The following is a 13,268-nucleotide window of genomic DNA, read 5'->3' as shown; positions in this document are numbered from 1 at the left end:
AATTCAAATTTGTCTGGTTAATCAATATGATGGTTCTTCGGTACCGCTATACGTTGCGCACTGTAGATGCCGGCATGTCCACTGAAATAATAAGCCGTAAAGCACGCTACCGCGAAGTATAGTACATGCGATGTGCCAAAAAGCTCTATGCCCATTAAAGTACAGGCAATCGGCGTATTTGTGGCACCTGCAAATACGGCAATAAATCCGAGACCTGCAAACAAATCCACCGGGGCACCTAAAAGTACGGCCAGTGTATGCCCTAAGGTGGCACCGATAAAAAACAAGGGTGTCACCTCCCCACCTTTGAACCCCATACCCAGGGTAATGGCAGTTAGCAGTAATTTCCACAACCAGCCCCAGGATGAGATAGGGGTATTGCTGAACGCGGAAACAATGCTAACGCCGCCGGGATCGGGACTGGTCACTCCGAGGCCGATATAGTCGCGGGTACCCAGCAGGTGAACGGCAGCAATGATAATAATACCTCCTGCTACCGGTATGAGCCAGGCCGGGCGGATCCATCGTTTCGCGCCTGCCTTGATGTTATGGATACAAATGGAAAAGAGGTAACTGGCGAGGCCGAAAGCAACACCACCCACAATCACTTTTGCAAGTAACAGGAAGTCGAAGTGTACGAAATGGAAGACAATATTGCTTTGGTCGAAAAGGATCTGGTAATGGGTGTGATGGATGCCCCAGGCAGAACATACGATATCCGCAAATACAGCCGCGATCAGGCAGGGAATCAGGGCATCATAGCGGATAAGGCCAATAGCCAGCACCTCCAGCGCAAATACGGCCCCTGTAAGCGGAGTACCGAACACTGCACCGAAGCCGGCCGCTATTCCGGTCATCAGTATGATACGTACATCGGCCGACGATAGACGCATCCAACGCGCCAGCATATTCGCCATACTGCCACCGATCTGCACGGCAGTCCCTTCCCTTCCGGCAGAGCCGCCAAACAGATGCGTAATGATCGTTGTGGCCAGCACCAGGGGCGCCATGCTGGCAGGTACACCGCCTCCCGGCTCATGGATCTCGTCCATAATGAGGTTATTACCGGCTTCAGCATTGCTACCCAGCTTCTTATATAAAAAATAAATCAACACCCCGGCAAGCGGCAACAGGTAGAGCAGCCAGCCATGTTCCTGGCGGATGAGGGTTACCTGTTCCAGCAACCAGAGGAATAATGCAACGAGAGAACCGACAACAAGAGAAACGGGAATGATGATCAACGTCCACCGGATCAGCTGGTACGCGATCTTCAATTGTTCAACAGAATACCTTAAATATTTCATTAGCCCACAAATAAATACGAATTGCTTGCTTCTTCCCGTTATATTATATGGAGAAGGTTGTTATTTGCAGGCGCCATCAGACTTGCCCTGGTCATATGGGCGAAGACGGTTCTTGTGCAGGAAGACACCATTTCCTGGTATAACACAAATATACCATTTGTAAGTGTAAAAAAGTGAAAATATAGTTAAAGACGTGGGATTTTTAGAATCTCTACAGTTTCTTTTGGCAATTTTGTATTAATTTAAATAGTATAACCAGTTACATAAACAAGATTTACCAAGTCAAATATGAGATTGTTCTTACTGCTTAGCCTGCAACTGTTGACATACTCTGCCTATGCCGCTGCTGACACAACGATTGCGGAGATTAATGCGGATACTACAAGCGCGGCAAATGTTATGCCAACAACTGCAACACCTGTTCCTGTATTTAATACAAATCTGAACTATAAAAGTAGCATTCCAAACTACAAGGCCAGATTGGTGAGCATCATCGTTCCCACTGCGATGATGACCTACGGAGCGGTAGCCCTTAGCGGTGGTTCATTACGCTCCCTGGATATGTCAACGAGGAAAGAGGTGATGGAAGATCATCCTACCTTCCGTACCGATGTTGATGACTACCTGAAATGGGTACCTGTTGCTGCAGTGTACGCGTTGAATATGGCCGGTATTCACGGTAAACATAATTTCGCCGACCGTACCATTTTACTGGGTATGTCTGGTCTCATCACCACGGGAAGCACCTTTGCGATCAAGAGTGCTACCAACAGACTTCGTCCTGACGGTAGTACCTACAACTCCTTCCCTTCCGGGCATACAGCTATTGCATTTATGAGTGCACAATTTATGTGGGAGGAGTATCATGAAGTAAGTCCCTGGTATGGTGTAGCCGGTTATGCCGTTGCTGCCGCTACAGGAGCACTCCGTATCTATAACAACCGCCACTGGGTAAGTGATGTTGTTGCAGGCGCCGGTCTTGGTATTCTGAGTACAAAGGCAGCCTACTGGATGTACCCTAAGCTGCAACGCCTCTTTATCCGTAATCCGGAGCAGACATCCACAAGGGTGTTGCTGATGCCGAATTACAATGCGCAATGGAAGTCAGTGGGACTGTCAATGATGTTAATGAAGTAATTTGTGGTTGATTCATACTTTCAGGGCAAGGGTCTACAGGATACCTTGCCCTTTTTGTTTCCATAGCCTGGTATAATCTCCCGCCAGCTTTGCCATCCGGTTTTCATAGGCCGGTATAATATCCAGCCACTTCCCCTATTCTGTTTCCGTAGCCTGATATAATCTTCGGCTAGCTCCGCCATCTTGTTTTCATAGGCCGGTATAATATCCAGCCACTTCCTCCATTCTGCTTCCGTAGCCCGGTACGATCTCCGCCCCTCCCCAAATATTGCTTTTCACTTGTTATTTTGTCGGGAATGCTCTAATTTGAAGGTATAACACCCCAAAGCATGTCAAGTATTTATGCACTGCTGACTGGCATCAACCAATACCATCCGGACTCCAATATTAATCCCTTGAGTGGCTGTGAAAATGACGTAACACGTTTTGAAAAATACCTCAGGCAATCATTCCCGGAAGAACGAAGAAAAATAAAGACACTTTTAGGACAGCAGGCCACGAGAGATGAAGTGATCAGTCAGTTCCAGGAGCTGCTTACCAATGCCGCTATAAAGGCAGGCGATATCGTCCTGTTCTATTTCAGCGGACACGGTTCCTATGCCAAAAGCAACCCTGCGTTTAAAGACCTGGATACGCTGGAACGGGATGAAACACTGGTGTTATACGATAGTCGCTGCGAGGGTAAATATGACCTGGCCGATAAAGAACTGGCGCTCTTGCTCAATAAGGTCCCTTCCGGCGCCGATATTGTCTGCATTATAGATTCCTGCCACTCGGGGTCTATCACGAGGAATATGGGCCTGGCAGACGCTCCTGCCCCTATTGGGAAAGCCAGGTACACCCCTGCCCGTGACACAAACAGCTTCCGTGCGTTATCGGCCTATCTCAGTCTTAACGATGACTTAAACTACGAAAAGATGGCTGTCGCCGGCCGTCTTGCCGTACCCCATACCAGGCATATCGTATTGAGCGCCTGCGACCGGGGCGAAGTAGCGTATGAAAATGGCGCACTGGCCACCGGGGTATTCAGTAATGCGCTTCTGGCCGCCCTGGAAGAAGATGGCCTAAGCTATACCAACCTGTTTGAATACGCCTATGCCCTCGTACAAAGACAATTCCGGCAGCAAACACCCCAGTTGAGAGTGTATGAAGGATATAATCCTGAAAAGATCTTTCTGAAAGACGGGATACAACAAGGCACTCCCTCCTGGCGGGTACAGTACAGTAATGGCTTCTGGAAGCTCAATGCCGGGGCCATACATGGACTAAAGAACGATAAAGCGTCTATGAACGCTACTGCCATCAATATCTACCCCGAGAACGGGGAGACTGTTACCGTGTCGCTCGCCTCAGTAGGATTAGACAAAAGTGAATTACGCCCCGTGCCACTCCTCCCGGGACTATATAAAGCTGCTATCGGTAACCTGACGCCGGTGATCAATATCCGCCTGGAAGGTATGCCCAATGAAGTTTCGCAATGGATGCAGGAGGCAGGAAAAGGCGCCCGCCATGCGAGAATAGCCTTCTTCAACGGTAAGGATGTCGGATACAACTATAAAGTCATCTTTCAAAACGACAGCATCCTGCTGAAAGATCACATGGATAACCTGGTGCATGGCGTAAAGGCCATTACAGATAAAACGATCACTTACATGTATAGCTGCTGCCGGCAGGTAGCTGATTGGCAACTGCTGTTACAGCTGGAGAACAGGTGCATGAACGAAGAGACTTTCCGGGAACACTTTAAAACTGATTTCAGCGTGGATGTACAGGTCGATCCGGAAAACGACAAATGGAGATCAATTACAGATAGTGCTACATTATGCCTGGAGGAAGACCAGCAATTATTACGTAGGGTCCGGCTCGAAAACAGATCGGACAACGACTATTACGTGGCCTTATATTCTCTCTATTCCAATTATGGCATTAAACGAAGAACGGCAGATGTGGACGCCAGCGTTTTAAGAAAAGGACAACCTATTCCTGCACTGGCAAAGAAAGTCAGCTTATTTATTGCGGATCACCTCGAAGAGGATACGATCAGACTAAAGCTGATCATCAGCAAACAGCCCTTCAAAGATTTCTTTATCAGACAATATGAGGGGCTGGAGCCGGAGGTCATCACATTGGACGAGGGTAAAATTCGCGGTGCGGTCATGGACGCGGAAGATGAAAGCTTTGACCAGGAATGGTATGCTCAAACCATCAGCATCCGCCTGTTGAGGAAAGTCGCCAGCTGAAGGATATTGAGATTTCTTTATCGATAAAATATTAAAAGCGTTACAAGCTGTTGCCTCAAATGCCTGATATATCTCCATATTTTATTTTCGCTTTCGCCGATCCTGTCGGAGATCTGAAATTCATTGCCGATGAGGAACAAAATATCGATCTTCTGCTGGCATATGAACGGTCCAACAATGTATTGGGTTTTCACAGGATCCCCAAAGCTACCGGCCCTCTTATTATCAGGAACTTTGAACAATACCGTCAGCATGAGCCTTGTTTCTTTCATTTCAGCGGCCATGCCAGTCACATCGGACTTCACCTGGGAGATGGCCATACACAGAGCGCATTAGCATTGTCAGCCATACTCACCAACAACAGCGCTATCAAAGTACTTTTCCTCAATGCATGTAGTTCTGCCACACTTGTCAGAGATATACTTGAGCAGACAGGCGTTGAGGCTGTTATCGCTACACGGACTGCCGTTTATGATGAGTTGGCGGCGAAGGTATCCTTATCTTTTTATGAACACTTCGTGGTCCACAAAAGGCCCTTGCAGGAGGCTTATAATTACCTGTATGCCGACTACGAGCAAACTTGTGTCGAAAAGAAAGGCCCTTCAAAGAAGTTGATCGGGGAAATGGATGACGAGCTGAAAGCGCTGGACAAGACGGATAAATTTGCCTGGGGACTATTCACGAAGAACACCGAGATCCTCAACGCTTCCATCTGTAACATAAGAGCGCGGTCACAGGTTTCATGGACGGAAAATGAAGCCCGGATCCAACAGCTGGAGGAAGAGTTAAAAGAGGAAGAAGAAATAATGGAAGAGGCGAGAAACGCACCGAAGTCCTTTGAACGAGCAAAGAAAAATGTAGAGCGTATAATGGATGAGCTCAAAGAACTCAGGTCTTTGAGAACCACTGTCATACAAACCAACATAGCGAAAACCGCTGATGAGATCCTGAAGGAAGATCAGTCTGTGTTCGAGTCGGCGCTGAAGTCGCTCAACTATATAAAGCAACGTGGCGTGTTTAAACTGAATGGCAAACCGATTGGTGGCCTGGTCATGTCGGGAGACCGGGACAGTGTGCTCGACCTGCTGTATTACCACCTGCTGTTTGAAAATAAGGTCTACGAAAATAACCAGCTTACGTTTCCTTTTGACCCTGCATCATCCATCTATGATGAGTTCTGGATAGCGCTGATAAAGTGGCTGCATCTGACGAATATCAATGCGGACAACGTCCGCGACCAGGACAAAAAAGAAATAGTCAGATATCTCATCAGGGATAAATTCTGCGGTGGAGTTGGCATCGCACACCAGGATATCGTTTTCAAAATCATCTGCAGCAATAAAGACCTGAGTCGCCTGGAGTTAACACTAGATGAGTTCGGGCGCTACTGGGACAGCTGCATTGCTGACTTAAAGCTAACTACGCAGATGCAGCAATGGCGCCATAAGGTGCTGTTCTTCCTGATCGATGAAATGGAAATGCTGAATGAAGACCGGATGAAAACTTTTAAAGAGACAATAGCGCAGCTGCAGCAGAAAGGGAGGTTCAATGATTGCCTGCAGGTATTGACACCTGTAGACAGAATGACAGAAAACGACCTTGAAAGATGGCTTGAATCACAGCCCCAGTTGGGCAGAATAGGACTGAATGCCACGTTGGCCAAAGAAATCTTTCAGCAAAGCAATGGCACCATCAGACAGATATTGAAGATACTCAAGAGTAAGGTCAATTTTGAAGTGCCGTTTATTACGCGCTTCCAGATCAACTAAAATCAATTTTCCAATTCACTAAATACAAAATGCTAAGGATATGGCTCACCCATCATATTTAAGCGAACAATTGAACAGAACAACCGTCGTACAAAAAGGAGATGGAAAGGAAACCATCTTTCCCTACTTCGCAGATGAAGAGCTGTGTAAAGCAGTGAACCTGGCATTGTTCCTGAACCGCCCTCTTCTCCTGATGGGAGAACCAGGCTGCGGTAAATCACTGCTGGCTAAAGCGGTAGCGTATGAATGGTATAAGGGAGAGCTATACAACCAGCAGAAATACTTTGAATGGAATGTAAAATCTACCTCCAAAGCCAGGGAAGGATTGTATGAATATGATCACCTTTTACGGCTCAGAGACGCCAATTTCAGGAATAAGAACACCAACATGAGGAACAAAGACCGGTACCGGTCCTGGGGGCCCATGGCAGAAGCCATGAGGAACAGTGAAGATGGCAGAAAGGCCGTCCTGCTGATCGATGAAATAGATAAAGCCGACATTGATTTCAGCAATGACCTGTTGAACGAACTGGAAAGGAACAGCTTCTATATCCCGGAAACCAATGAGTCACCCACTTTTGAACATAAACCATTTATTGTCATCACCAGCAATGGCGAGAAGGACCTCAGCGATGCCTTCCTCCGCCGTTGTGTATTTCATTACATCGACATGTTCTCTGCGCGCAAACTCGAAACACCGGAAACAAAGGAATGGCTGGAAAGGATATTGAAGGCGCGGTTCTATGAAACACCGGAAAAAACAGATGGATTGATCGAAAAGGCTGTTATGACCTTTGTAGCCCTGCGCAAGGGTATGAATACTGAGTCCAGCTTGTACCGGAAGGCTATCAACACCAGTGAATTCATCGACTGGTTCGCTATTCTTAAAGCCTGTAGCGATCCGAAGAAGGGACCCGCTACATTGGCCGACGATCTTGCATTACAGGATTGGCTGAATGACAAGGCTGATGAAAACAACCAGGTACCTGTACCGTTTGGGAACGTGTTGTTTAAAACCACCACTGCCCTGTTCAACTTCAAAACAATGGAACAACCGCTGTCCACTGAGGCACAAATACCGCTATGAGCAATCAACCAGATATAACGTTCCCCTTGCAAAATGCTTTCCTCGAAATAATGAGGATAGAGAAAGGTATGCCACATAAAGGTGTGGACCTTTCCTCCTATCTTTTGCTGATTGATACGCTGAAGAATGGTTATGGGCTTAACTCAAGGGAAGAGTTGCTATTCCTTTGTAAAAAGCTCTGGCTGAAGCCTTTCCACCTGAAGAGCAATGTGCTGAATGAACAGGTACTCGAGGAAATACTTGACAGGCATCTGGGTATTTATGCACAACAGGATATCGCCGTTTCCCATGATACGAAGGCCGCGAGAACGGAAGAAACGAAGACCACTAATAGCGAAAAAGAAGCAAAAGCCCCTATAACAGAAACCGGGAAAGATGATACCGGCAGTAACCAGGAATCACAGAAAACAACTGAAACCGTAATAGCAGAAGAAACCGGCGAGTTAAATTTTTATATCAGTGAGGTGGAAGATGATACAGCCGCTGCTACGACTGATCGTAACTACAACCATCTCTTTCGCAAAAAGAACTACACTTTCGACAACCGTTACCTGCCTGTTAGCCGGCGCTTCATTGAGCAGACTATCCGCTCCCTGCGTTACAAAGTACCGGGCACTGGTCGTCCGACGGTAGACATTCCTGCCACAGTAGAAGAAGTGGCCCGGAAGGGTTATTTCAATGAATGGAAACTAACAGAAGAAGATGGCTTTGTGACCCGCTGGACGCTATTGATAGATCATGAAGGGTCTATGATTGCATTCAAAGACCTGGCCGATGCTGTCGTAGAAAGTGCGACCACTGGTAACATAAAGAATGAAGGAGACGTTTTCTATTTCCGTAACTATCCTTCGGAATATTTATTTACTAATCCCGAACATACAAGAAGTGTAAAACTCCGGAAGCTTATTAACAGTCCGTCCAGGAACATTTTAATTATCAGTGATGCCGGAGCGGCAAGAGGATACTACAGTGAAGACAGGGTGAGAAAGGTTTTCAGAATGTTATATCAACTACGATCGCACCGCATTGCCTGGTTGAACCCGCTCCCTGAGCAAAGATGGAAAGGCACATCCGCTGAAAAGATCAGCAGTTATGTGAAAATGTTTGAGCCGGGCAATGACAACAGCGATCATATGGGCAACATCATCCAGTTCTTTAAAACAAAAGGCATTTCAAATATTGGTCAATGAGCAACAACAACGGTCATAAGGAAGCCAGGGAAACGATTCAGTCGTTCATCAACCGCTATGCCGCACTTTACCCTAACGGCGATCATGTTGAACTGATGCAGCTGGCGGCCTTTCCTGTTGCCATGACCGTACATCTCTTATACCAGATATGGGCCAACTTTGGCACATTTATCAGGAATGGTATTGCCTGTAAGATAGATGCGCTGGCAGTAAACGATTGCATCCAGAGCAACCTGTTCCGACAGACCGGCCCGGAGCTGTTTGAGATGGATGCCGATGTCAGGCGATGTCTACTCGAAGACCTGCGGGCAAACAGGGGTAAGCAGTTCGTAAAAGAAGAACTGGCCGCATTCCTGTACCAATACTCCCGACAGAATACGCAGGGAAGTGCCTGGAGAAACTATTACGATGCCCAGCAATGGACAGCGATTATGGAGGTAGATGAAAAAGCCGCTGCTGAACAGATACTTGGTTCCCTTGCGCAGGAACTGCAAAAGAAAAATACCAGCCGCGGATTGGGTATCGTTAATCTGATAGCGGCACTCGAAAAAGATAACAAGGAATTTTCCGGCTTAATGCAAAAGGCGTTGAATAAACCTGATGTGGCACAGGCAGAACCAGGTACTGTTACATCCAAACGTATTGTGCTTACTGATGAGGTAGTGGCTGGCAGAACACCTGTTAAAATAAATTTGCCCCCGACCTTAAGTAACAGGTTGAAGAAGATAGTAAAAAAGGATCATTCAGCGGCGGAAGTAGGGATAGATCAGGAGCGTACAGTACACGGCCTCATTGCCGCATTCTCACCCAGTAGGGTCCATCTGTCAGAACAGCTGGCAACGCTCCTCATTGAAAAACAATATATACGGAAGGAAAATCTATTTTTATTAATAAACCCTGAAATAGCTAATATTCGTAGCCAGATTGAGATACTATTATCCGAATCGAAAAAAGATGATATAATTATCATTCTCATCAATTGGGTGTATTTACATGAAGTAAGTGAGATCCCGAAATCAGGCATCACACAACAGGAAATAGATAATTTGATGATCACTCCGCAGGAACTAAATGATCTCATAGTAAAAAGATTCCCCGACAACACGCCAGATATTATTGTTATTCTTGAAGGCGAAAATATCAGCAACGAATGGTATGAGCAGAAATACCAGACATTCACTTTGATTACGACTGGAAAGGGGCACCTGGAGCGTTCGCTTAGTACGTTTGAAAAAGTGCTGAACAGATCAGTAAGAGATATTACATATGCGCAGTTCTATAATAATCTGTTAGAAGAATTTGTCAGAACAACATCGCATGCCGGCATCTTCAGTATACCCCATCTCATACCAGGAAAGCTCGATTTGAACCAGCAACTATTCTCTAAACGAATATATCAGCCCGAAGAAGAAGCTAAAAAAATGGTCAGCGATATGGGCCGCGAATCAGATGTAGAAAACAGGCAGGCGGAATTAGATGAAATAATCGAGGAGGGTGTCAGGGACGAAGGCAGAGAAAAGACATTGGCGCTCTTTCGAATCGTCCTTCTACATCAACAAAACAGAGAAGCGAATTGCCTGTGGCTGTTTCAAAAGAGTTATGGACTTGATATGGAGGTACCGGCAGGTATTTCTTCGCATACCGCCTTATGGACAGATTTTTTCGACGAAGAGGAAAACAAGCAGGGGCAGAATGTTTTACAGATAGTCAAGCGACTGTTTGACACACATATCCTATTTGTCGGCCTTACAGCGGAAGTGTTGTCCGGGCTAAATCTTCTCAGGCTAAAGGCAATAATGAATATCTGCCGCACGCGAAGGATATTATTATATTTTTTCGTCGAAGAAGAGAGCCCATGGTTGGAACTCGGAGTGCCAGAAGAAAATGTACTACTGTCCGGCATGATATTGTCAGAATATCTTGAAAAGGAAGGACCAGGTGAATTTATGAAAGCTGCGTTCAGGGATCTCAGGGAGATGATTGGTGAGGAAGAGCTCCAGGGTGGCCGCAGTCAGGGCAACACCTACGGCATATTCGTAGGCATCGACAACTACATGGACAAACAGTATAATCTCCACGAGTCAGTAAGCGATGCCCAAAAAATGCTGCACACACTCGTAAGCACACAATTACTTAAATCCAAAAATGCGACACTGATCACTGACAATGAAGCTACAAGAGGTAATGTAGTCAACTCCTTCCTTGAAAGACTGTCAACTGCAACAAGTGAAGACACTGTTCTGTTTTACTTTAGTGGTCACTCAAGCAATCAGCAGACAGAATCTGCTCTTTTCTTTCACGATCTGGATCGCACATCCGAATATACCACTCCGGCGCAAAATGGTATCCTGACCGACTTCGAATTTATGGAGATCGTCAAAGCTGCGCCTGACAATCCAACGATTATACTAATACTCGACACTCATGGCGGCAGCAGGCACTGGCTGGATGAGAACAATCCAAAGCATATCTCCCTCATGGCCACACACCTGGAGGAAATGTGTTATGAACTGGCAGGCATAGGTGGCATGCTTACCGAAGCGCTAACCCAATGTCTTAGCAAACAGCCGCATATAAGCTATATCGCCCTGTATCAATCGGTACTTAACAGTTTTTTAGCTTTCGCGCATAATGGTAATGCATGGCAAACGCCGTTGTTCATAGTACCGCATTACGTCTGGAACAATATCTTTTTATCTAAAACAACTGAGGCTCCCAAAACCAGTTCCAGAGATCCAAAGAATTACGACTATCTCCAGACAAGGGATACCTTGCAATGTTTGTATTATTCCAAAACAGAACCGAACGTATTTACCTTTTATAACCAGGTAAAATTTGCATTGCACGAGAAAAGGGTTGAATTCGAGCACTTGAACACGTGGTCAGCGATTGACAAGTCATTCTCTGTTCATAACCGGTTCCCAGATGTTATTTTCATTGCCCAGCGACAGTCAATGCTTGGCCCCGAGCCGCAGTATAACATAGAAAAGCTGTTAGCTATTGCTGAAGCCATGCAGATTCCGGTTTATTTTATTCTGGAAGATGAAAGCGCTGATCCATCGGTTTATAAATCCTATCCTGTATTGCCAGCCGATAAAAAACCAGTAGTATCAGGGGAGGATATTACGAAACTAATCGGGGAACTGCAGGCGATTACCGAACCATTAGTCAGGTATTTAAACCCTGTGGAGGAAGGGTACGAAACGTATGCGCTATGCATTGGTATCACTCACTATGAAAATCTTCCCGGACTCGCGTCGGGCGTGCAGAACGCGTGGAGATTTTCCAACTGGTCATCCGGCACACTGAAATATACGGTTGCTGACAACAACCGTTATATGTTTATATCCGGATCGGACATAAGGGTGCACAAGGATGATATAGAAAAAACAATTCTTCGGATAGTGAGTGAAGGGGCTAAGGCGGAGAAAAAGCGGGTATTGTACATATATGTGTGTGGCTATGCCATAAAGGATGGTGGAGATTTCTTATTTTGCCTTTCCTCCTGGGCGGAACGTAACCCTTATGCTGTGATTAATATCACTGAGTGTATCGAAGCCTTGTCCCATGCAAACTTTGACCAGGTAAATGCTTTTGCGGAATATCTGCCCATTGACGCTGTTCTGAAGTCTCCGAAGAGGTCTACATTCGCCTACCCAACCGCAGCTACATCTCCGTCTTGTTTCTTTAAAGTTCAGCTGAATCGGCATGACAATACAGATGCCGAAAAGAACAGCATCATGTTGGATGGACTTGAAGGAGAAGCAATACTGGACAATAATACCATTACGGTTAGTTCCTTTACGAACTATCTGCACAAACGACTGGAAGTCGATGGCATAAGGCAGTATCCTGAAATCACGATGCGAAATACCAGTGGGGACGATCCTGTCATCGCTCATCTTGCTCCATCTCTTCAGCAATTCAGCAAGATCACCTTCAAACAACAATGGCTGCTCATCGTCGGCACGGGTAAAGACCGCCTCTCCCAACCCGAATGGATGGTAAGCAATGCCCTGGCCAGGGAACTTGCCAAATCCGCTTATGGCATTATCACCGGCGGATGGCCTGGCGTAGATGCTGTAGCTGCGGAGGCCTATGCTACTCAGCTTGCAGAAGATAAAATCCTGGACGAAGGATATCTCAGACAGGTCGTACTTGAGCAACAGGAACCCACTTATCCAGGGGGACTGATAAATAGGGTTGCCAACGAAACGTTATGGTATGAAGCGACCTTATCACAGGCCTATGCTGTGATCATGATCGGTGGACAAGGTGGCACCTTTACATCTTATTTGAGAGCACAGGAAGCCAATGTACCGGTCATCCCCATTGCGGCGACAGGCGGAGACGCTGCTAAGGCGCATGCTGAGATAAAAGAACGAAGACTCCTGCCAGCTTATTTGTTGGACGAATTGGCCAGGCCTGTACGCAATTACGATGATGCAACGAGAATAGCCGATAGTATATGTAGATTGCTGGATGAGGGTTTGTAGAAATACCAGTACCTTCCTGATCCCGCCTGACGCGTCTTTCAAAAT

General features: G+C 46.3%; 7 protein-coding genes and 1 riboswitch. Of the genes, 6 read left to right on the top strand and 1 reads right to left on the bottom strand.

Annotation, left to right across the window (positions count from 1 at the left end):
* Nucleotides 1–17: 17 nt before the first annotated feature.
* Nucleotides 18–1,304, bottom strand: coding sequence for a voltage-gated chloride channel family protein (locus L3C95_RS23395; protein ID WP_236391228.1), 1,287 nt, complete (start codon nt 1,302–1,304; stop codon nt 18–20).
* 60 nt (nt 1,305–1,364) lie between these two features.
* Nucleotides 1,365–1,448, bottom strand: a riboswitch (Fluoride riboswitch).
* Between the two features lie 144 nt (nt 1,449–1,592).
* Between L3C95_RS23395 and L3C95_RS23390 the strand changes: the two genes are divergently transcribed.
* The 6 genes from L3C95_RS23390 (at nt 1,593) to L3C95_RS23365 (ending at nt 13,223) form a co-directional block, all read left to right on the top strand.
* Nucleotides 1,593–2,441: a phosphatase PAP2 family protein gene (locus L3C95_RS23390; protein ID WP_236391226.1), complete on the top strand. Its 849-nt coding sequence runs from the start codon at nt 1,593–1,595 to the stop codon at nt 2,439–2,441.
* Between the two features lie 329 nt (nt 2,442–2,770).
* Nucleotides 2,771–4,681, top strand: coding sequence for a caspase domain-containing protein (locus L3C95_RS23385; RefSeq protein WP_236391224.1), 1,911 nt, complete (start codon nt 2,771–2,773; stop codon nt 4,679–4,681).
* A gap of 59 nt (nt 4,682–4,740) precedes the next feature.
* Nucleotides 4,741–6,450 carry a CHAT domain-containing protein gene (locus L3C95_RS23380; RefSeq protein WP_236391221.1) on the top strand — a complete coding sequence of 570 codons (1,710 nt, stop codon included), beginning with the start codon at nt 4,741–4,743 and terminating at the stop codon, nt 6,448–6,450.
* A 40-nt stretch (nt 6,451–6,490) separates the two neighbouring features.
* Nucleotides 6,491–7,537: an AAA family ATPase gene (locus tag L3C95_RS23375; protein ID WP_236391220.1), complete on the top strand. Its 1,047-nt coding sequence runs from the start codon at nt 6,491–6,493 to the stop codon at nt 7,535–7,537.
* Complete coding sequence (locus L3C95_RS23370; RefSeq protein WP_236391217.1) at nt 7,534–8,727, top strand: hypothetical protein; 1,194 nt, start codon at nt 7,534–7,536, stop codon at nt 8,725–8,727. Before L3C95_RS23375 ends, L3C95_RS23370 begins: the two co-directional genes overlap by 4 nt.
* Nucleotides 8,724–13,223: a caspase family protein gene (locus L3C95_RS23365; protein ID WP_236391215.1), complete on the top strand. Its 4,500-nt coding sequence runs from the start codon at nt 8,724–8,726 to the stop codon at nt 13,221–13,223. Before L3C95_RS23370 ends, L3C95_RS23365 begins: the two co-directional genes overlap by 4 nt.
* Nucleotides 13,224–13,268: the final 45 nt, after the last annotated feature.

It is taken from the genome of Chitinophaga filiformis (assembly GCF_021646545.1).
In the GTDB taxonomy this organism is placed as follows: domain Bacteria; phylum Bacteroidota; class Bacteroidia; order Chitinophagales; family Chitinophagaceae; genus Chitinophaga; species Chitinophaga filiformis_A.
Note: the sequence above shows the minus strand (reverse complement) of the source record. Positions and strands in the feature narration are given on the sequence as shown.